The sequence below is a fragment of the Pseudoalteromonas translucida KMM 520 genome, from assembly GCF_001465295.1.
GTDB classification, from domain to species: domain Bacteria; phylum Pseudomonadota; class Gammaproteobacteria; order Enterobacterales; family Alteromonadaceae; genus Pseudoalteromonas; species Pseudoalteromonas translucida.
On record NZ_CP011035.1, the window covers coordinates 421,615 to 441,881 of the forward strand.

The 20,267-nt window shown below is 40.3% G+C and carries 16 protein-coding genes; 8 read left to right on the forward strand and 8 right to left on the reverse strand.

What is annotated here, in order from left to right:
- Positions 1-19 precede the first annotated feature (19 nt).
- Positions 20-883: a cation diffusion facilitator family transporter gene (locus PTRA_RS17360; RefSeq protein ID WP_058374913.1), complete on the reverse strand. Its 864-nt coding sequence runs from the start codon at positions 881-883 to the stop codon at positions 20-22.
- A gap of 254 nt (positions 884-1,137) precedes the next feature.
- On the opposite strand from PTRA_RS17360, the gene PTRA_RS17365 reads away from it, so the two are divergent.
- The 5 genes from PTRA_RS17365 (at position 1,138) to PTRA_RS17385 (ending at position 9,056) form a co-directional block, all read left to right on the forward strand.
- Positions 1,138-5,895: a PAS domain-containing protein gene (locus PTRA_RS17365; RefSeq protein ID WP_058374914.1), complete on the forward strand. Its 4,758-nt coding sequence runs from the start codon at positions 1,138-1,140 to the stop codon at positions 5,893-5,895.
- Positions 5,896-5,907: 12 nt separating this feature from the next.
- A complete protein-coding gene (locus PTRA_RS17370; protein WP_058374915.1) occupies positions 5,908-6,390 on the forward strand; it encodes a GNAT family N-acetyltransferase in 483 nt (160 codons plus the stop codon).
- Between the two features lie 158 nt (positions 6,391-6,548).
- Positions 6,549-7,913: a DNA-3-methyladenine glycosylase 2 family protein gene (locus tag PTRA_RS17375; RefSeq protein ID WP_058374916.1), complete on the forward strand. Its 1,365-nt coding sequence runs from the start codon at positions 6,549-6,551 to the stop codon at positions 7,911-7,913.
- Entirely contained in the window at positions 7,913-8,380 is a 468-nt protein-coding gene (locus PTRA_RS17380; protein ID WP_058374917.1) for a methylated-DNA--[protein]-cysteine S-methyltransferase, read from the forward strand. The genes PTRA_RS17375 and PTRA_RS17380 overlap by 1 nt, the downstream gene beginning before the upstream one ends.
- 91 nt (positions 8,381-8,471) lie before the next feature.
- On the forward strand, positions 8,472-9,056 hold the full coding sequence (locus PTRA_RS17385; RefSeq protein WP_058374918.1) for a thymidine kinase: 585 nt from the start codon (positions 8,472-8,474) through the stop codon (positions 9,054-9,056).
- Here the strand turns inward: PTRA_RS17385 and ltaE are convergent.
- Both ltaE and rlmF read right to left on the reverse strand, forming a co-directional pair.
- Positions 9,039-10,043, reverse strand: coding sequence for a low-specificity L-threonine aldolase (ltaE, locus tag PTRA_RS17390; RefSeq protein ID WP_058374919.1), 1,005 nt, complete (start codon positions 10,041-10,043; stop codon positions 9,039-9,041). The genes PTRA_RS17385 and ltaE overlap by 18 nt on opposite strands.
- Positions 10,044-10,062: 19 nt before the next feature.
- Entirely contained in the window at positions 10,063-10,995 is a 933-nt protein-coding gene (gene rlmF, locus PTRA_RS17395) for a 23S rRNA (adenine(1618)-N(6))-methyltransferase RlmF (protein ID WP_058375158.1), read from the reverse strand.
- 130 nt (positions 10,996-11,125) lie between these two features.
- On the opposite strand from rlmF, the gene PTRA_RS17400 reads away from it, so the two are divergent.
- On the forward strand, positions 11,126-12,034 hold the full coding sequence (locus tag PTRA_RS17400) for an alpha/beta fold hydrolase (protein WP_058374920.1): 909 nt from the start codon (positions 11,126-11,128) through the stop codon (positions 12,032-12,034).
- Here the strand turns inward: PTRA_RS17400 and PTRA_RS17405 are convergent.
- From PTRA_RS17405 to PTRA_RS18990, 3 genes are all read right to left on the reverse strand, one after another.
- A complete protein-coding gene (locus tag PTRA_RS17405) occupies positions 12,003-13,445 on the reverse strand; it encodes a tetratricopeptide repeat-containing sulfotransferase family protein (RefSeq protein ID WP_058374921.1) in 1,443 nt (480 codons plus the stop codon). The genes PTRA_RS17400 and PTRA_RS17405 overlap by 32 nt on opposite strands.
- Positions 13,446-13,545: 100 nt before the next feature.
- Complete coding sequence (locus PTRA_RS17410; RefSeq protein ID WP_058374922.1) at positions 13,546-16,128, reverse strand: TonB-dependent receptor plug domain-containing protein; 2,583 nt, start codon at positions 16,126-16,128, stop codon at positions 13,546-13,548.
- Positions 16,129-16,455: 327 nt separating this feature from the next.
- Positions 16,456-16,617: an oxidoreductase-like domain-containing protein gene (locus PTRA_RS18990; protein WP_083497561.1), complete on the reverse strand. Its 162-nt coding sequence runs from the start codon at positions 16,615-16,617 to the stop codon at positions 16,456-16,458.
- 104 nt (positions 16,618-16,721) lie between these two features.
- Here PTRA_RS18990 and PTRA_RS17415 point away from each other — a divergent pair, with 104 nt between their 5' ends.
- Positions 16,722-17,144 carry a hypothetical protein gene (locus PTRA_RS17415; RefSeq protein WP_058374923.1) on the forward strand — a complete coding sequence of 141 codons (423 nt, stop codon included), beginning with the start codon at positions 16,722-16,724 and terminating at the stop codon, positions 17,142-17,144.
- Positions 17,145-17,227: 83 nt separating this feature from the next.
- Entirely contained in the window at positions 17,228-18,589 is a 1,362-nt protein-coding gene (locus PTRA_RS17420; protein ID WP_058375159.1) for a leucyl aminopeptidase family protein, read from the forward strand.
- Between the two features lie 24 nt (positions 18,590-18,613).
- Here PTRA_RS17420 and gloA2 read toward each other — a convergent pair whose 3' ends face one another.
- A complete protein-coding gene (gene gloA2, locus PTRA_RS17425) occupies positions 18,614-19,000 on the reverse strand; it encodes an SMU1112c/YaeR family gloxylase I-like metalloprotein (protein ID WP_058374924.1) in 387 nt (128 codons plus the stop codon).
- Positions 19,001-19,087: 87 nt separating this feature from the next.
- The gene (locus tag PTRA_RS17430; RefSeq protein WP_058375160.1) at positions 19,088-20,167 is read right to left on the reverse strand and encodes a ketoacyl-ACP synthase III; all 1,080 of its coding nucleotides are present in this window, start codon (positions 20,165-20,167) and stop codon (positions 19,088-19,090) included.
- Positions 20,168-20,267: the final 100 nt, after the last annotated feature.

Here is a 20,267-nt window from a genome sequence, read left to right on the forward strand (position 1 = left end):
GCTTATAAAGCTATTTTTATTATAAATTACTGTGCTTTTCTATTATGCAGTTTTCAATATTAAAATTATGCTGTAAAAAGTGTTTAACGGCTGCTAAATCAAGCGATTTATGAGCGTTAATCAGCAGTTCGCAATGACAGGTTTTATCATCTAATTGCCATACTTTTATAGCTATTACCTGCTCTATATTAAAGTTTTTGGTGAGCGCGTTTGTAACCGCTTGGGTATCAAAGTTATTAGGCGCAGCTTGCATTAAAATGCGGCAGCTTTGTTTAAGCAGTAACACGCCATGATAAATAACATAAATAGAAATTAAAATTGTCGCAATTAAATCAACTATATACCACTGGTATAAAATAATTAAAGTACCTGCAACAATAACCACAACAGATGCCATCGCATCAGATACATTATGAATAAAAGCCGCTCTTATATTCATACTGCTATTTGCGCCAGCCCGATAAGTTAAAAGTGCAGTGATTAAATCTATGAGCAGGGCAAATGTAGCCACCCACACTATGATCCAACCATCAATTGGCTGCGGGTTTAAATAACTGCTCATAGCTTCAAAAATTAAATACACACCTATCAGGATTAATGTACTGCTATTGAACAAAGTAGCTAAGATTTCGGCGCGCTTGTAGCCAAAGTGATGTGTGTTATCGGCAGGTTTGTTACCAATTTTACGCGCAACAAGGGCAATAAAAATTGCTGCTGCATCACTAAGATTATGCAGTGCATCTGCCATGAGTGACAAACTACCAGAAAATATTCCGCCAACAACTTGCGCAACAGTAAGCAGAACATTAATGGCAACAGCTAGCGCAAGTTGCTTGTTACTTTGGCTTTCGTCTACATGGCTGTGTGCATGGTCGTGACCCATAATATTCCCAAGTAACTATTTATATTAAAATTGTTATATCATGGGCAGCTAAAAACAGCTACACGGAGCTTGATGAAATTTAGTTAACTCATTGGGTATGCTAAGGCGTATATTTTAGTTAATAGATACGTAGCAGTAATGCGTATAAAACACATGAAAACTCATTGGCTTATTAGCGCAAAACTTGCGTATTAGGTTTTTTAATGCATTAATACATAGTATTAAAATGGGTAAAATTACTAGGTAATTCAGGTATGAATAAAGGTTTTAGCTTCACAAATCGAGCAGGTAAAGGACAATCTGTACAAAGTAAGCTAACTATAGCTTTTATAGTTATTGCATTAATACCTTTGTGTTTGTTTTCTTGGCTGAGCTTTAAGCAAATAAATACTACATTAGAACACCACGCCCAAACTGAATTACAACAGGTAACAAATATTGCTCAGCAGTTTAGTCGCTTTTGGCTGGCTGATTATATTAAAGATTTTAAGTTACTTAAAAACCAGTTAACGACTAATTCTGTGCAACAACAAAGTGCAATAACTGAGTTTGTTAACGTATACGAATTTGTAAATAATGTAGAGCTAATAGATAGCGCCGCTTTGCTTTTTGCACCTACATCTTCTTTTATTAGCAAACTAGACTCTCAATCGTTAACTAATATCCACACTAGCTTGAGTGAGCATGCAACGCCTTCATTTCAATCATTGTTAATTGAAAAACAACCACACTTTATTATTGCGCTTGGTATATATAATACGGAGCAACAATTCAGCCGTATTCTTTTAGCCGATATAAATCCCCAGTGGCTAATGACTCAATTAAATGCAATGTATGCTAAAAACAGCGAGTTTAGCTTTAGTTTATTGCCAAGTAATAGCTTGCCTTTATTAAACCAACAGCCATCAACAGAGCAAACATTATTAAATAAAACACAATTAATGCAAAAAACATTTACCTATAACAACGAAAATAATGATGTAATGCATGGCTTTGTTAGCCAGCTGAATTTTTTAGGTGATCAAAGTTGGCAGTTATTAGTGTCTAAGCCGAGTGTTCAGGAGTTAACAAATACTTATTCTGTTACGTATTTTGCTGTGGCAACACTGCTTATGTTGCTGGCTGTTTTAGCGTGTTCTTGGTGGTTTGGTCGCGTGTTGTTTCATCCGTTAAAGCGCTTAACAGCTCTTGTTGATAAAATTACCAAGGGGAAAAGTACCCAAGTACCTATTTTACCCGACAGCCAAGAGTTTAATTTGTTGTCGAGTAAGCTGTGTAAATTGGCCGAAAATAAACAGCAACAACTAACTGAGTTTTACAAACAAGGGGCTGAACTACAGGTTGTGCTAAGGCACTTAGCAGAACAAAAAAGTGCACTTGATGAGCACGCGATTGTGGCTGCAACAGATTTAAAAGGCACTATTACTTTTGTTAATAAAAAGTTTTGTGAAATAAGTGGTTATGACGAACATGAGTTAATAGGTAAAAATCACCGTATTCTTAATTCGGGCACCCACCCAAAACAGTTTTTTAAACAAATGTATCAAACCCTAAAGCAGGGAGAAGTATGGCATGGAAAAATATGTAATAAAGCTAAACTAGGTAATTTATATTGGGTAGATACCACCATAGCGCCATTTTTAGATGAAAATGCTAAGCCACAAAGTTATATAGCCATTCGAACAGATTTAACCGCATTAAAGCTACAAGAAATAGAACTAGAAGAGCATAAAGCACAACTACAGTTGGTAATAGACACTACCGCTGTGGGAATTTGGGATTGGTACATTGACACAGGTAAAGTGACTTTTAATCACCGTTGGGCTGAAATAATTGGCTATACCTTAGACGAGTTAGGCCCAGCAGTTATAGGCACTTGGTATAAGTATGCCCACCCAGACGATTTAATAGTTTCGGAGCAAAAATTAAACGCTCATTTTTCTGGTGAAACAAACTATTACGTCAATGAAGCACGTATGAAACATAAACAAGGTCATTGGGTATGGATACTAGACACTGCAAAAGTGGTTGAATGGAATGATGATGGCTCACCAAAGCGGATGATAGGTACCCACTTGGATATTACAGAACAAAAAGCAACAGAGCTAGAATTACAAAAAAGCCGTGACCAATTTGCCTCGTTAGTAGGCAATATTCCAGGCATTATTTACCGCTGTAAGTATGATAAAGTGTGGACTATGCTTTATATGAGTAAGCAAACTAAAGAGCTTACGGGTTATGACGCTGAGGCAATATTAGAGAATAAGCAGTTAAGTTATTTAGAAATAATTTACTCTGACGATCGTGACGATATTGAAAAAACGATTATTAAGTGCATTGACGAGCACACTCCTTGGTCAGTTGACTACCGGATCATAACGCAAAATAATGAAGTACGTTGGGTAAACGAAAAAGGCCAAGCTATTTATGACTCTGCCGGAAACGTATTATATTTAGATGGTTTTATACTCGACATTACAGAGCGTCATCAGGCGCAACTAAAAATAACACGCCAGCAAAGCCTACTTGAATCTATGAGTAAACAGGGGCAAATAGGTGCGTGGGAAATAGACTTAAAAGCGCAAACGCTTTATTGGTCAGATGAAGTACGCGCAATTCACGAAGTACCACAGAGCTACGCTCCAGATATAGCCACCGCAATAAACCATTATAAAGAAGGCTATCACAGAGATAAAATTAATGCCCTTTTTGAACGTGCGATCAGTAGCGGGGAAGGCTGGAATGTTGAGCTTATTATTGTTACTTACACTGGCCAAGAACGTTGGGTTAAGTCAATAGGGCAAAGTGAGTTTGAAAACGGCCAGTGTATTCGCGTTTTTGGCTCTTTTCAAAGTATTGATGCGCATAAGCGACTTGAGCTCGAAAGCGAAAAAGCCAATCGTTACAACAAAAGCTTAGCCATGCTTACTGTTGCACCTGAAGTGCAAAGCAGTGATGTAGCTGAGGTGAAAAAATTAGCCGTTAAATCTATGTGTGAAGTGCTTGATGTACAGCGCGCTTCTATTTGGATTTTTAACGAACAACGCGATTTAATGATTTGCCATAGTTTAAATATACAAGGGCAAGGTGTTGATTGTTGTAATGCACAGCTAAGTGCAGAGGATTACCCTGCCTACTATGAAGCTATTTATAAACAAAATTTAATAGCCATTGACGATGTTTATAGTCATCCCGCTACTGTTGATTTTATTGAGCATTATGCAAAACCTAATAATATAAAATCTATGCTAGATGCTGTAATTACAACCGGTGACGGAAACTTAGGGATTTTATGCGCAGAAACCGTTGGGGAGTTTCGCCAATGGACGCAAAGTGAAGAAACCTACTTACGCTCTTTAGCAACCTTAGTAGGCAGTACCTTAGTGTCACAGCGCCGCAAACAAACCGCTGAGGAATTAAAGGTAGCTTTGGTTTTGGCAAAAGAAGCCGGTGTAGCTAAAAGTCAGTTTTTAGCAACTATGAGCCATGAAATACGTACGCCAATGAATGGTGTTTTAGGCATGCTTGAGCTTATTCAGTTAGAGCAACTGCCCAAGCCAATTGAAACTAAAGTAGCGATTGCTAAAACCAGTGCGCATTCATTACTGAGTGTAATAAACGACATTTTAGATTTTTCAAAAGCAGAAGCAGGTAAAATCGAGCTAGAGAGTATTAACTTTAACGCTCGCGATTTAATAGGTGAAGTCGCCGCAGCGCAAGCATTTACTGCTCAAAATAAAGGCATTGAAATAATTTTAGATTTGGTTGCCTTAGAGCCATCACAGTTAAGTGGCGATCCGGGGCGAATACGCCAAGTATTAACTAATATACTAAGTAATGCCGTTAAGTTTACTAACGAAGGCGAAGTGGTGGTTAGCGCGTCTATTGAGCGTATTGAGGCCCAGCTAATACTGCAAGTTAGAGTAAAAGATTCTGGTATTGGCATTAGCAAAGAAAAACAACAACAGTTATTTGCGCCATTTATGCAAGTAGATGCGTCTACCACTCGAGAGTATGGAGGCACTGGCCTTGGTCTTGCTATTAGTAAGCAGTTATGTGAACTAATGGGAGGCGCTATTGCAATTAAAAGTAATGCTGGCCAAGGTAGTGAGTTTATCGTCACTATGCAGGTGCTAAAGGGCGATCAGCAAGAGCGCTATATGCCTAAGGCTAATATTAATGGCTTAAGTATATTGGTGGTTGATGATAACGAAACAAATCGTTTGGTTATTTCAGAGCAGCTCAAGCACTGGGGAGCTAATGTTGAGCTGGCAAATAATGCCGAACATGCGCTGCTAATTTGTGAAAATAGAATTAAAAATAATCAGGGCATGTATGACATAGCTGTATTAGATATGCAAATGCCCGGCATGGATGGCATAGAGTTATGTAAAGTATTAAAAGCGCATGCTGACTACAAACATATGCCATTAGTAATGATGACCAGTATTGCAGGCTTAGAAGGGGCTCAACGTTATTTTGATGCAGGCTTTCAGGCTTATTTTCCAAAGCCGGTAACAACCGCCGATTTAATTTCTGCGCTTTCGGTTATTACTAATAGCGAGCAGCATGAAGCACTGCCATTAGTAACATCTGGGTATATTTCATCGTTGCGTAAAGCTAGAACAATTGAGCCTGCTAAAATATTATTGGTTGAAGATAATCCAATAAACCAGCAAGTATCTACTTTAATGCTTAAAAAGCTCAATTGTGAAACAGTCTTAGCCGAAAATGGTCAACGTGCTTTAGAAGTGCTCGCAAAACATGAAGCCGGTTATTTTCAAGTTGTGCTAATGGATTGCCAAATGCCGGTTATGGATGGTTATGATGCCACTATTGCAATACGTAAAGGTGAAGCTGGCGAGCAACATAAAGCAATTAAAATTGTAGCATTAACAGCCAATGCCATGGACTCAGATAAAGAGCGATGTATTGCAGCTGGCATGAATGATTATTTAAGTAAGCCAATTGAACTTGATATTTTAAAAGACAAATTAGAGCAGTATTTTTAAGGTTAAAACAGTATGACAAACACAATCGACATTCGAGATGCGCAGGCAAGTGATGCAAAAACCATTTTGCACTTTATTAATGAGCTCGCTATTTATGAAAAAGAGCCACAAGCAGTTAAAACCAATGAACAAGCCATTTTAGATACCCTTTTTAGTGAAGGCGCAACAGCGCATAGCATTATATGCTTTGATGGCGATGAGCCCATTGGCTTTGCTGTTTATTTTTATAATTACTCTACCTGGCTTGGTAAAAACGGCCTGTACCTAGAGGATTTATATGTAAGCCCTGATAGCCGCGGTAAAGGGGCTGGTAGGGCAATAATGAAGCACTTAGCAAATCAAGCGCTGAATAAAAATTGTGGGCGTTTTGAGTGGGTGGTATTAGATTGGAATAAACCCGCAATAGATTTTTACGATAGTATGGGCGCTAAGCCGCAAAATGAATGGATTATTTATCGCTTAACTGGGCAAGAGTTAATCGATTTTGCCAAATAAGGCAGAGTGCCTTTTATACACGTTACATAATAAACAGTTACTTAACCATATAACCCCTGCCTTTGGTTAACTTATATGGTTAAGGTCCGAAATTGGCTAGTAAAGTGTGGCGTATACTTTAAGCTTAAGTTTCTTATTAGTAATTAATGTGTGCGTTTATGAATGATAAACAGTGGCAAAAGGCACGACAGAGCCGCGACCCTCGTTTTGATGGGCTTTTTTATGTGGCGGTTAAAAGTACCGGTATATATTGTCGGCCAATATGCCCAGCCCCCACGGCTAATGAAATAAACGTTACCTATTATCAGTACGCACATAATGCTGCTAAAGCGGGGTTTAGACCCTGCATGCGGTGTAGGCCCGATAGTGCGCCGGGGAGCTTTGCTTGGCAAGGCGTTAAAACCACGGCACTGCGAGCAAAACAGTTAATTGATCAAGGCGCTTGTCATGATTGCGAAAAGCTCGCGGCAAGATTAGGGGTAAGTAGCCGTTATTTAAGGCGTTTATTTACTCAGCACTTTGGTATTTCGATCACGCAATACCGCCTTTTCAATCAGTGTCATTTTGCTAAAAAGTTGATCCAAGAAACCACTCTTCCGCTAACGCACATTGCTTTTGCGGCGGGGTTTAATAGCATTAGACGTTTTAACGACGCATTTTTACAGCAACTAAATATTGCCCCTTCAAAATTACGCAGCAGCGATAAAGCACCTAACTCTATTGCAAACTCAACTCTCAATTTAACTCTTCCCTTTAGGCCGCCATATAATTGGCCTGCTATGCAGCAGTTTTTAGCAAAACGCTTAATTGCCCCTATGGAGTGGATAACAGCGACAAGTTACGGGCGTACATTTTCATCCGAGCACTGCAAAGGCAGTTTTAATGCCGAGTTTATAGCTCATAAAAATCACTTTAAAGTGGCAATAACGATTAATAATACGCATTGCTTGCAGCAAGTTATTACCAATATTCGCCGAGTACTTGATTTAGACGCCGATATAAATTTAATCACAATGCATATACAAGATAATATTAATAATGCATTTACGGTGAGCGAAGGGCTGCGCCTACCAGGAATTTGGTCGAGCTTTGAAGCGGGCATTCGCGCAGTACTTGGGCAGCAAGTCAGTGTTACTGCTGCACATAATTTAGTAACCAAACTCGTTAGTGAGTTGGGGGAGCAGTGCAATGGGGCCGTTTATTTTCCAACCCCACAGCAATTGGTAAACAGTGATTTTGCGTTTTTTAAAATGCCTCAGGCGCGTAAAAATGCATTGTATAATTTGGCGCAGTTTTGCACGTTAAACCCACAATGTGACGATTTAGATTTATGGCTAAATTTAAAGGGCATAGGCCCGTGGACGGTAAACTATGCTAAGTTACGTGGCCAAAGCCAGCCCGATATTTTACTCGATGGTGATTTAGGTGTTAAAAAAGCGCAAGCCGCTGTGGCTGTGTTTAACGCCGATAACTGCGCGCCGTTTCGATCATATTTAACTTTTCAACTATGGCAGCAATTATAATGATAATTCAAACCTTACTACCAAGTCCTATCGACGATATTATAATTCAAGGCAGCGAAAATGGCGTGAGCTATGTGGGTTTTTACCCATCTAAAAATTATCCCATTACAGCGCTTAGCGAAGTGACTAATACCGCTATTTTGTGCGCAGCAGCACAGCTTAATGAGTATTTTGCTAAGCAGCGCACTACCTTTACTGTACCTTTAGATACCCAAGGAACTGATTTTCAGCAAAGTGTATGGCAGGCATTACTTAAGGTCCCCTATGGAGAGCTTAAAACGTATGGCGATATTGCTAAGGTATTAAACAACCCCAAAGCGGTACGCGCTGTTGGCGCTGCAAATGGCAAAAACCCAATAAGTATTATTGTGCCGTGTCATCGTATTATTGGCGCAAACGCAAAATTAACAGGTTACGCGGGTGGACTTGCAAGAAAACAATGGTTATTGCAGCACGAAACCGGTTGAGCAGCTCTTAATGCATAAAATGCATAAACCAAATTGGTATTAACGCTCGTTTGAGGTAGCATAAGCGCACTTTTTATCTGAAGGCACAGCAATGGCGCAATTATACTTTTATTATTCTGCAATGAATGCGGGTAAATCAACCACTTTATTACAATCTGCATTTAATTACCAAGAGCGTGGTATGGAGCCGGTGATCCTCACAGCTGCAATTGATGATAGAGCGGGTGTAGGCAAAGTATCTTCGCGAATTGGGCTGCAAGCCGATGCGCATATTTTTGATGAAAACAAAGATGTATTTGCGCTGATACAGTCACTTAATCAAGAAAAAAAACGCCATTGTGTGCTGGTTGACGAATGCCAGTTTTTATCTAAAGAGCAAGTGATGCAGTTAACCGATGTGGTTGATGAACTGGGTATTCCGGTACTATGTTACGGCTTGCGTAACGATTTTAGAGGCGAGCTATTTACCGGCTCGCAGTATTTACTTGCTTGGGCCGATAAGTTAGTGGAGCTTAAAACTGTGTGTCATTGTGGTCGAAAAGCTAACCACGTATTGCGTACAGATGAAAATGGTAATGCAATAGCCGATGGTAACCAAGTAGAAATAGGCGGCAACAACCGGTATGAATCGGTGTGCCGCAAACATTATAAAGCCGCGTTAAATATGGGCCGCTAAAACCTTTATAAAGGTGTCTATATCTGCTTTAGTTATGTCTAAGTGAGTTACTAACCTAAGTTGCTTACTTGGACTAAACAGTATTCCTTGCGCTTTTAAATCAGCTGCTAGCTGCTGTATATTAATATTAGGCTCGCAGCTGGCATAAACCATGTTGGTGGTGTTTTTCATGTTAACGTTAAAGCCATTAAGTGTACTTAATTGCTGTGCTAGGTAGCGAGCATTAGCATGATCATCGCTTAAGCGTTTTACATTATGCTCAAGTGCGTATTGCCCTGCTGCTGCTAACATTCCTGCTTGGCGCATACCGCCGCCAAGTACTTTGCGCCAACGTCTTGCTTTGCTAATCAGTGCTTTTGAACCTAGCAATAACGAGCCAACCGGCGCACCTAACCCTTTAGATAAACAAATCGAAACAGAATCAAAGTGCTGGGTAATGGCGGTTATATCCACATTAAGATCGCTTGCTGCATTAAACGCGCGAGCACCATCTAGGTGTAGTGATAAGCTGTGCTGGTTTACAAACTTGCGCGCCGCAGCAAGGTAGTCAAGAGCAAGTACTTTACCGCCTATGGTGTTTTCAAGGCTTAATAAGCGGGTGTTGGCAAAATGATTATCATCAGGCTTTATTGCCGCCGCTATTTTATCAAAGCAAAGTGTACCGTCTGCTTCGTTTTCAATTGGCTGGGGTTGTATTGAGCCTAAAACGGCTGCGCCGCCGCCTTCAAATTTATAGTTATGGGCACTTTGACCGCAAATGTATTCGTCCCCGCGCTCACAATGTGCCATTAACGCCAATAAGTTAGCTTGAGTACCTGAGCTACAAAAAAGTGCATCAGCAAACTCAAAGCGCTCACATGCATAAGCTTCTAGTTGGTTAACGCTTTCATCATCGCCATATACGTCATCGCCTACAGGGGCGTTATACATTATATCGCGCATAGCTTTAGAGGGTTTAGTTACCGTATCTGAGCGAAAATCTATCATAGGGTTAATCCTTATTTTATTATCCGAGTTCTTCGCAAATTTGCGCACGCGTGTCTTTATCAAAATAACTCCAAGCAATAAAACGACTAACTTTTTGCCCTTGTGCCATATCAACTATTTTATATTGGGCTATAGGGTGCTGTTTTAATGCTTGCTCTAAAGCCGCAATATTATCTTTTTTAGAGACTAAAGAGGTAAACCACATTACTTGCTCAGCAACGGCTGCACTTTCTTTAATCATATTAGAGATAAACTGCACTTCACCGCCTTCGCACCATAGCTCGTTATTTTGACCACCAAAGTTAAGCGTGCTGCTAGGTGCTTTGCCAAGGTTTTTCCACTTACGTTCGCTACCTTTAACAGCGTCTTCGCTGCTGGCATGAAACGGCGGGTTACACAGCGTTAAGTGATACAGATCTTTACTGTTTATAACTCCTTTGAATATATTTGCGGCATTTTTTTGCTGTTTTAAGGTTATTTTTAAATGATTAAATTGCGCAATTTGTTTTGCTACTTTAATGGCTGCAGGGTCAATGTCGGTGCCAGTAAAATGCCAGTTATATTCATGCCCGCCTGTGAGCGGGTAAACCAAGTTAGCGCCGGTGCCAATGTCTAATACTTTAACTTGGCGGCCAGTGGGAATGTGCGTTTGGTTATCGTCGGCTAATAAGTCGGCCAAATAATGAATGTAGTCTACTCGCCCCGGAATAGGTGGGCATAAGTTGTGCTGTGGAATATCCCAAAAATCTACTTTGTAATGGGCTTTTAAAAGGGCTTGATTAAGTGTTTTTACCGCTTTGTTATCACTAAAATCAATACTTTTTGTACCTGCAGGTGTTGTAATAATAAAAGCAGAAAGTACAGGATGCTGCTCAGTTAATAGGTCAAAATCGTAGCCATTTAAGTGTTGATTACGAGGGTGTAGTTTTGCGCGTGAGGTGCTTGCTTTCATGATGATTATTTTTACAACAGGAATAAAAGTTAATTGTAACAAATACCGAGATAAAAACGTGATAATTTTCCCTATGGCTACGAGGTTGTTACTGGTAGGATGAGCTGTTAGCAATTAAAAAGGACTCACTGTGGCAATCACTCAGCAATCAGTATTTATAACATTAGCCGATCAGCAAACACTGCATTTACGTCGTATTAGTAGCGATAAGCCAAATGGCGCAGTGGCTTTTTTTATGCATGGCGCGGTAGAAAACGGTAAAATATTTTATACCCATAGCAACAAAGGCTTAGCGCCTTTTTTAGCCGAACAAGGGTTTGTGTGTTATGTGGCTGATTTACGTGGTCGTGGTGAAAGTAAACCGGTTATAGACAAGCATGCTCGTTATGGTCAAACCGAAGCTATTTTAGAAGATATTCCTGCATTTATAGATAAAATAGAGCAGTTAGAGGGAAAAAAACCAGATTATTGGCTGGCTCACTCTTGGGGTGGAGTGTTAATGAATAGCGCATTTGCTCGATTCCCAAATTATATTAACGACGTAAAAGCCTGTGCTTACTTTGGCACTAAGCGCTCGTTATTTAATAATCATCCTAAAAAGTTACTTCAAGCTAACTTTATTTGGTATTTTATGGCGCCGTTAATGGCTAAAAAGCATGGGTACTTACCGGCTAAACGCTTAAAGTGGGGCAGTGACAATGAAACACAAAAGTCGCATTGGCAAAGTATGCAGTGGGCTAAAAAAACACCTTGGATAGACAGTGACGATAACTTTGATTACGCCAAGGCCGTTGCACAATTAACCTTGCCGCCAACGCTGCATATTGCAGGCGCAAAAGATAAAGCCCTTGCACAACCAATAGATATTCAAAAGTTTATAGAAGAGTCAGGTCCTGGGGTACAAAAAATGCAAATTTATGGGCGTCGTTATGGTCATAAAGTAGATTACGACCATATTAATATGTTAACCCATCCGCATGCGCGCAAAGAGCAGTTTAAAGATGTACTTAATTGGTTTGCGACTGCGCCAAAAGCTTAAGTAATGGCGTTTTGTAACGTTGCCATTTATCAACATTATGCTGATTAACCGGTTCACGTATAGCGTGCTTGCTGAGTGTGGTAACCGCGATTTTTTGTTTATAAAATGCCAAGCATTTTTCTTCAAACGAGCAACCTATAAACCTAAGTAGTGCAGTGAGTTGGCCTTTGGGGTCCGTTACTAATTGCTCATAACTTAGGTTATATATTTGCAATGCCGGAAATGTTTGCCAATGCGCCATTAATTTTTCATACAAGCTATGATATTGCTTAAACTCGGTTAACGAGCAAAAGTAAGGTTCGTTTTCGGCAAAATAATTAGTAAATACCGAAAATGCCGTGGCATTAAAATCGCGTGTTAAATTAATAAATTTGGCATGTGGAAATAGCATATAAATAAGCCCAATAGCCTGATAGTTGCTCGGCAGTTTATTAATAACAAAGGGGCGAGAGGGGCTTGCTGTTTTTAATTTTGCTATATAAAGGTCGCGGGCTTTATTAATTAACTCATGTGTTAAATGGTTTAAACACAGTGGGTAACTAAAACCGGTTTTTTGTTCTAAAAACGCCATCACATCACTACTTATACTAATACTTTCACCCATGCTTGAGCATTGACTATGGTTTACCAGCATTTGTTCAAGTAGGGTTGAGCCGCTGCGTGGCATGCCAATGATGAATAGGGGAGTAATGCCACCTTTCACGCTTTTATTCGCTGAGCTTAAAAGAGCAGCTGTATTGTATTTTATTATGTCGTCGTAAAAAGTAGTAAGAGCTTGGGTGTCAAATTCGCTTAGTTTTCGTTGTAATTGGTTAGCTAACACAAAGTAGTTAAACGCCTGCTCTGTATCCTCTAGTTTGTCGTAACTTTTTGCCAAAGCGTAATAGCACACCATTTTAAGGCGTAAATTATTAGTTTGCGTTAGCAAGTGATGCAAGTTGCTAAGATAGTTATGTTCTTTGTCAAAACGCCCCAATTGTACCAACTCTAACAAAATATACGCTGTAACAGGGTAAACGCCTAAGCTCAGTGCATGCGAAAAAGTAGTATGGGCTTTATCGAGCTCACCATACGTTAAATAGTGCTGGGCCAAATAGTAATGTGGGTCGGGGTTATTACTGGCTAGGTTTTTTGCGTACTCAAGCACTTTTAGCGCATCATTTGGTGAGTTTACATTATTAAATGCATCAGCCAACGCATGTAGAGGTTCAAGCATATAAGGCAGGCGTTCACAGGCTTTTTGTAATAAATATACAGCATCATCATTACGCTCTAGGCGCAGTGCAATTCGGCCTAAACCAAACAGGGCTTCGCCGTTATCAGCATCGGCTTTAAGTATTGTTTTGTAGTAAAACTCAGCGTCTTTAAGTTTGTTTTCTGCCAGTAACTGATTCGCTTTTTTAAGTAGCATTGTAACTTTAACATTCCTGTTGATTCTGTCTTGACTATCTATACAGCGAAAAAGGCGAAATGTCTTTCACATTTCGCCTTTACCTTATGACCAATAAGGATTAAAAAGTATAAGTTGCTTTAACGTAATAATAACCACCGTTAATACCAAATGGTGATGTTTCGTAGTATTGACCACCCCAATTATTATTCGGGATAAATTCACTAGCGCCACTAAAATCAAGTTTTTCAGCTTCTTGGTCAAGTAAGTTTTGTGCACCTACAGAAAAGCTCATTGATTCGTTTAAAAAATAAGTAATTTCAGCGTCTAAGGTAACCGCAGCATCTGCCATTTTAGCTGTTTCGTCATAATCTACATGCACACCTTGGTATTCACCAAAGTAGTTTACGCGGGTAAACGCTGAGAAGCTTTCCCATTGTTGTGCCCAGCTTAGAGTTGCACGGTGATTAGGTAAGTCATTTTCAAGGCGGCTTACTTTAAATGGCCCTGTTATAATAGTTGAGCGGGTAACTTCGGTTTCATTCCAGTTGTACGCTAAGCTAAATGTTGAGCTGCCGTTAAGTAACTCAGTAGAGTAGTTAGCCACTAAATCAACACCTTGTGTAGTGGTGTCAAAATCATTAGTAAAAAAGCTTACCTGTGCTAAGTTTTGTACATTAGGAATGCCCGATGCAGTAAGTTTGTCTTTATCTGCTTGGCTAAGTTCAATTTTGTCTGATTGACTAATGCGCTCATCAACTTGAATATTGTAATAATCTACCGTTAAAAATAAATCGCCAAGCGTGTACACAGCGCCAAAAGTATAGCTTTGTGATTCTTCTGGCTCTAATTCTTGCCCGCCAAGTTGTATTGCAATTGGGTTAGTAGGTGGTAATAATGCAGAATCCACTAATACACCGCTGCTAAGGTTTGTTTGTACGTTACTCACATTAGCTTGGCCAACGGTTGGCGCTCTAAAGCCTGTGCTGATTGAACCACGAATATTTAAATCTTCAGTTAAGTGATACTGAGCCATTAATTTGTAGTTAGTTGTCGTGCCAAAGGTATCGTAATCTTCAAAACGAACGGCTAAGCCCATTAAAAACTCTTCAGTAAAGGGCGCTTCTATATCAACATAAGCGGCGTAGTTACGACGGCTATATTCACCGGCATCAGAGGGTTTAAAACCGGGGAAGCCATTTGAACCAATACCAAAGCCTTGATCGGTAAGTGGCCCTGCAATAAACGAGGCTTCATCGCCAGAGATCACAGTAAAGGTTTCTTCATGCCATTCTAGGCCTGATGCTATGTTTACATCGTATGCTAGGCCAAAATCAAAACCTTTGGATAGATCAAAGTTAAAGTTTTTCTCTAATTGTTCGTATTTACCTGGGCTAAAGTCACGTGGGCTTTCTGGGCCTAAAGATGCATTAATCGTGTCGTAAATAAAGTAGCGAGATTCGTTATAACCAACCGTGCCACTTAAATCGTAATACACATCCTTTAAAAAGCCATCAGTAAACTGACCTTTAGTACCAATAGTGAGTGACGCATCGGTAATATTACCGCCAAAGTTTGGTGTAAAACCACCCGGCAGCATTTCATTAAATGCAAAACAATCAGGGTTATTTGCAACGCCATTAATATAATCTGGATTATCAAGCACGTTATCATCAATGGCAATAGTTGGGCAGTTGCCGCTCATATCACCGGTTAAATCGCCAACGAGTAAAGTATCGCCACCGTCATTTGAATAAGCACCCGGGCGAGTGTGTGGGTTACGGTAATAAAAACCACCTCTTACATCGCGCTCAGAGTAGTTACCAAACATGTAAAACTCTGAATTATTGGTTAGCTCTAAACCTACATTACCAAAAATTGAAATGTCGTCGTTAACCTCAGGTGCGCCCCATACTTGAGTAATAGGTGCTATGTCGGGTACGCCGGCATCATTAAGTGCTTTAGCATCAAAGCGTTGTACTGAGCGGCTGGTTGCATCTGCGGTTTTATATTGAAAGCTTAAATTTGCAAAGCCATTGTCGGTAAAAGGAAGGCCAATATTGCCCGAAACTTGAGTGGTATCGCCATCACCTTCGTAATACTCGCCCTTACGCACTTCAAGAGAGCCACCTTCAGAGGCGTCTTTTAATACAAAGTTTATAACCCCTGCAATAGCGTCAGAGCCATATTGTGCAGCAGCACCGTCACGCAGTACTTCTACTTGCTTAAGGGCAATACTTGGAATAACCGAAATATCGGCACCTTGAGCACCATCGTTAATACCACCGCCTAAAAAGGCGATAACAGAAGCGCGATGGCGGCGTTTACCATTTAATAAAATAAGTGTGCTGTCTGATGGTAAGCCCCTAAGGTTAGCTGGGCGCACTAATGACGCTGCGTCGCTAATTGGCATAGAGTGTACGTTTAATGAAGGTATAGCGCCCTTTAATAGCTCTAGCATGTCGGTGTTACCTGACTTGCTTAGCTCTTCACCACCAATAATATCGATAGGAACCGGTGAATCACCAATAGAGCGAGGTGCTGAGCGTGTACCAACAACAGCAATTTTTTCTAGATTCTTATTCACTTTGGTTGTTGTTTGCGCGTCGGCTGCAATAGCAGAGCCAGATATAAACAATCCGGCTGTCGTGGTGGCTAAGGCAAATTTAACTGCCTGGTTTAGCACATTGCTTTTTAATTTCATTCTAAATATCCCCAGTTAGAATAGTTTTGTTAATCATGTTTGTGTAACACGAGTTATTTTTGTAGCGGACTAGTCACAGTTCATGGGGAGAAAGGTAATACTTGTTGACTCCTTAAAGCTTAATAAATTAAGCCCACTTCCTGTGAGTCCAGCTTATAGACTATAGAGAAAAAACAAGTAGAGCAATAATTAATTAACCATTATTTAACAATGGGGAGGTTTTGTATGAAATTACAACAACACAGTGAGTGCTGCCTGTAATGCGCAGTTTGATTAAGAAAAAGGTTAAATTAAGGACGGTTTAAATAAGGGGGGTTAGCGTTTTTGTTACTTTATTGTTATTGCATGCTGCTCATTTTTGCGCTTCCAAATAGCGAGCTGCTCTTTATATTCATCCCATACGCATGGGCAACAACTTCCACCACCACAGCACTCGTCCGGCTTAGGTTTTTCTGGTTTTGCGACTGCAGGTAGTCCATTTAATTGCATATTAAGATTTTTTTAAATACTAAAAAGGCTGTAAATAATAAAGTATTGACCTTGGCATGTAAATTATTCTTTGTGAACTTGAATCCCTGTGTGAGAATACGCTAATGCGATTATATAAAGTCATACACCGCGCACCATGGCGGGTTGTTAAAATTAGTTCCAAGCGCCAGCAATTGCGTTTTCGTCGTGCTATGGTTGCGCTTAAAATTGCGCTTGCGCAAGAAAGACAAGAAACAAAAGAAATGCTCTCAATTTATAAACGCTACACACAAGGGCAAACAAATAAAGCCGAATTAAAGCGTGCAAATGAGCAATTTGTAGATATTTTAAAGGGTTTGGGTTTAGGGGTATTTGCCTTATTACCGTTTGCACCTTTAACTATTCCTTTAGTGGTTAAACTTGGCCGCTTAGTTGGCGTTGATGTTTTGCCTAGCTCCTTCAATATGAATCGTTCAGTTAAAGAGCTTGATCGTGAAATAGCTCAAGAAAATCAAAAGCAAGACCCACAAAACTCATTAAAAAAGTAATCTATAATTGGCAAAATTAGCGATACCTTTTACGTCTCCATATTGTTATGCTTAGTGACCATTTATATTTTGTGAGTCATTTAATGAGTGCATTACTTCGTCATACTTCTTCTGGAATTCCTTTATCTTTTATCCTTAAAAACGAATTAACCGACTGGCTTACGCAGCAGCCTACATTTGTACAAAACTGGTTAGCAAATAGTGGTTTTGAAAAGCAAGGGCTAGCATTAGTACCAAACCCGGAAACGGGTGAACTTAACCATGTTTATTGCATAATGCGCAGCAGTGATGACTTTTGGGCTGCAGGCGACTTAGCCACCAAGTTACCGCTTGGCTGTTATCAAATTCAAGGTGAAAAGCAACTAGTTGAGCAGCTTGCCTTAGGCTTTGTGTTGGGTGGTTATGAATTTAGTGAGTACAAAGAAAAAATCACCGCAAAAGCGCAGCTAGGTATTGCTGACAAAACACTTTACGAGCAAATAAAACAACAAGCCGACGCAATTGGTTTAGCCCGCGATTTAGTTAATACGCCGGCTGCCGACATGATGCCGCAACATTTAGCACAAGTAATGAGTGATTTAGCCGATACCTTTGATGGAGACTTTACTCAGTGGATTGGGGATGAGTTGTTAGAACAAAACTACCCAACAATTCATATGGTTGGTCGTGCGAGTGAAAATAAGCCGCGTTTACTCGATTTAAAATGGGGCGCAAAAGACGCACCATTAATTACTTTGGTTGGTAAAGGTGTATGTTTTGACTCAGGCGGGCTTGACTTAAAACCTAGTGCCGGTATGCGTAACATGAAAAAAGACATGGGCGGCGCAGCACATGTAATTGCGCTTGCTCAGCTTATAATGGCTGCTAATTTACCAATTAGATTACGCGTGTTAGTACCTGCGGTTGAAAACGCGGTTTCGCGTAACGCATTTCGCCCAGGCGATGTAGTAAAAACCCGTAAAGGCATTATGGTTGAAATTGACAATACCGATGCCGAAGGACGTTTAGTATTATGTGACGCGCTTAGCGAAGCCCAAAACGACGAGCCTGAGCTTATCATTGACTTTGCTACCTTAACAGGTGCGTGTCGAGTTGCTTTAGGCACTGAACTACCAGGGTTTTTCTGTACTGAGCGTACTATTGCTAATAGTATTATGGACGCAGGGTTGAGCGTAAATGATCCGGTATGGCAACTGCCGTTATTTGATCAATACAAGTCATTTTTAAACAGTGATGTGGCCGATATGGCAAACTGTGCAAGCACCCCATTTGGCGGCGCAATTACCGCTGCACTGTATTTAAAAGAATTTATTGAGCCAACTACGCCTTGGGTACATTTTGATGTAATGGCATGGAACTTACGTGCTCTACCAGGTCGCCCAGTAGGCGGTGAAGCGCTAGGTATTCGTGCAGTATTTAATTACTTGCAAAACCGTTTTAACTAATAGTCGAGTATTAAGTATGAGGTGTTAAACCTCATACAACTCAAGCGGTAAATTATCCGGATCGGCAAAAAAAGTAAACTTTTTGCCGGTTATTTCATCTTCTCTTATGTCCTCTACGCTAACCCCTTGCGACTCTAAATACGCTTTAGCCACGTGCACATCACTTACTTTAAATGCCAAATGCCTTAACCCTTGTGCTTCAGGGTAACTTGGGCGCTCTGGTGCGCCAGCAAACGAAAACAACTCAAGTTGACTGCCATCAGGTAAAGCTAAGTCTAATTTATAAGAGTTTCGCGCTTCCCTAAAGTGCTCATTAATAATTTTAAGCTTTAATATTTTGCTATAAAAATGCTTAGCGCGAGGGTAGTCGCTGCAAATAATAGCGGCATGATGAATGCCAAGTAGTTTCATAACGCGCTCTCTAAATTGTGTAATTAAATACAAATACTAAAAACAAAAAACGCACAATTAAGTGCGTTTCAATAAGTAGCTGCCTGTTTAGGTTGGCTCTGCTTCTTTACATGCTTTTACCGCTGGAGCAACTAACTCTAGGCCGGTTTTATCGCAAGGAGGAAGTTGTGCATCACTTACACTAATAGGTGTTACACGCTCGCCCCATTTAATATAACTAGCAGCCCACGTAAGGCCAGCGCCAAAGGCCGCCGACATAATATTTGAGTGTGGTTTAATTAAACCTTGCTCCACCGCTTCGCAAAGTGCAATGGCAATAGTCGCTGCCGATGTATTACCGTACTGGCCAATATTAACCATTACTTTTTCATCGGGTACTTTTAAACGGTGCTGAATGGCTTGAATAATACGTAAGTTAGCTTGATGTGGCACTAATACGTTTATATCGTCTAGGCTTAAATTTGCTTGGGCTAGTACATCGTCGCATGCTTCACTCATGCCTTTTACAGCGCGCTTAAATATTTCACGGCCTTCAAATAGTAAATTAGATGGGCCAATCGGCTGATATTTATTTAAGTCACTACCAAAGTTTTCGATATGTAAAATATCACGATCTGTACTGTCACAACCTGTTTTAGTCGCGAGTAAACCTGCAGGTGTATCGGCAGCTTCGAGTACTACGGCACCCGCGCCATCGCCAAATAATACCGCACTGTCACGGCGCGACCAGTTTACATACCAAGTCATGCGCTCAGCAGCAATAACCACAGCCTTTTTAATCATACCGGCTTGTATTTGCGCTGTTGCTGCTTGTAGAGCATATAAAAACCCTGAACAAGCTGCGTTAGTATCCATGGCGGCAGCGCCCACAGCGCCAATATTTTTTTGCACTAACGATGCAGTATTTGCCACCATAGTTGATGGAGTACAGGTGGCTAAAATAACTAAATCAATATCTTTAGCGTCAATACCAGCACAAGCAATAGCATGCTTAGCCGCCACAGTAGCAAGCTCTGCAGTACTTACATGGCTAACTCTGCGAGATTTTATACCTGTTCGTGATGTTATCCACTCGTCTGTGGTATCCACTATTTTGCTAATTTCGTCGTTACTAATGCTTGTTGGTGGAATGCATTTACCCCAACCAGTGATGTGTGCGTAAGGCATAGTGTGTTCTCTTAAAAAGTGGTCTGACATGTATTACTAATGAATAAGTTATACCAAAAAATGGCTTTTAACACTAGTAAATACCCAAGGAGATAAAAAA

Bases quoted from the DNA above. Each gene is read 5' to 3' on its own strand.
- PTRA_RS17365 (WP_058374914.1), top strand. From the start codon at position 1,138: ATGAATAAAGGTTTTAGCTTCACAAATCGAGCAGGTAAAGGACAATCT.
- ltaE (WP_058374919.1), bottom strand. From the start codon at position 10,043: ATGATAGATTTTCGCTCAGATACGGTAACTAAACCCTCTAAAGCTATG.
- PTRA_RS17375 (WP_058374916.1), top strand. From the start codon at position 6,549: ATGAATGATAAACAGTGGCAAAAGGCACGACAGAGCCGCGACCCTCGT.
- PTRA_RS17405 (WP_058374921.1), bottom strand. From the start codon at position 13,445: ATGCTACTTAAAAAAGCGAATCAGTTACTGGCAGAAAACAAACTTAAA.
- PTRA_RS17370 (WP_058374915.1), top strand. From the start codon at position 5,908: ATGACAAACACAATCGACATTCGAGATGCGCAGGCAAGTGATGCAAAA.
- gloA2 (WP_058374924.1), bottom strand. From the start codon at position 19,000: ATGAAACTACTTGGCATTCATCATGCCGCTATTATTTGCAGCGACTAC.
- PTRA_RS17410 (WP_058374922.1), bottom strand. From the start codon at position 16,128: ATGAAATTAAAAAGCAATGTGCTAAACCAGGCAGTTAAATTTGCCTTA.
- PTRA_RS18990 (WP_083497561.1), bottom strand. From the start codon at position 16,617: ATGCAATTAAATGGACTACCTGCAGTCGCAAAACCAGAAAAACCTAAG.
- PTRA_RS17415 (WP_058374923.1), top strand. From the start codon at position 16,722: ATGCGATTATATAAAGTCATACACCGCGCACCATGGCGGGTTGTTAAA.
- PTRA_RS17430 (WP_058375160.1), bottom strand. From the start codon at position 20,167: ATGCCTTACGCACACATCACTGGTTGGGGTAAATGCATTCCACCAACA.
- PTRA_RS17380 (WP_058374917.1), top strand. From the start codon at position 7,913: ATGATAATTCAAACCTTACTACCAAGTCCTATCGACGATATTATAATT.
- PTRA_RS17385 (WP_058374918.1), top strand. From the start codon at position 8,472: ATGGCGCAATTATACTTTTATTATTCTGCAATGAATGCGGGTAAATCA.
- PTRA_RS17420 (WP_058375159.1), top strand. From the start codon at position 17,228: ATGAGTGCATTACTTCGTCATACTTCTTCTGGAATTCCTTTATCTTTT.
- rlmF (WP_058375158.1), bottom strand. From the start codon at position 10,995: ATGAAAGCAAGCACCTCACGCGCAAAACTACACCCTCGTAATCAACAC.
- PTRA_RS17360 (WP_058374913.1), bottom strand. From the start codon at position 883: ATGGGTCACGACCATGCACACAGCCATGTAGACGAAAGCCAAAGTAAC.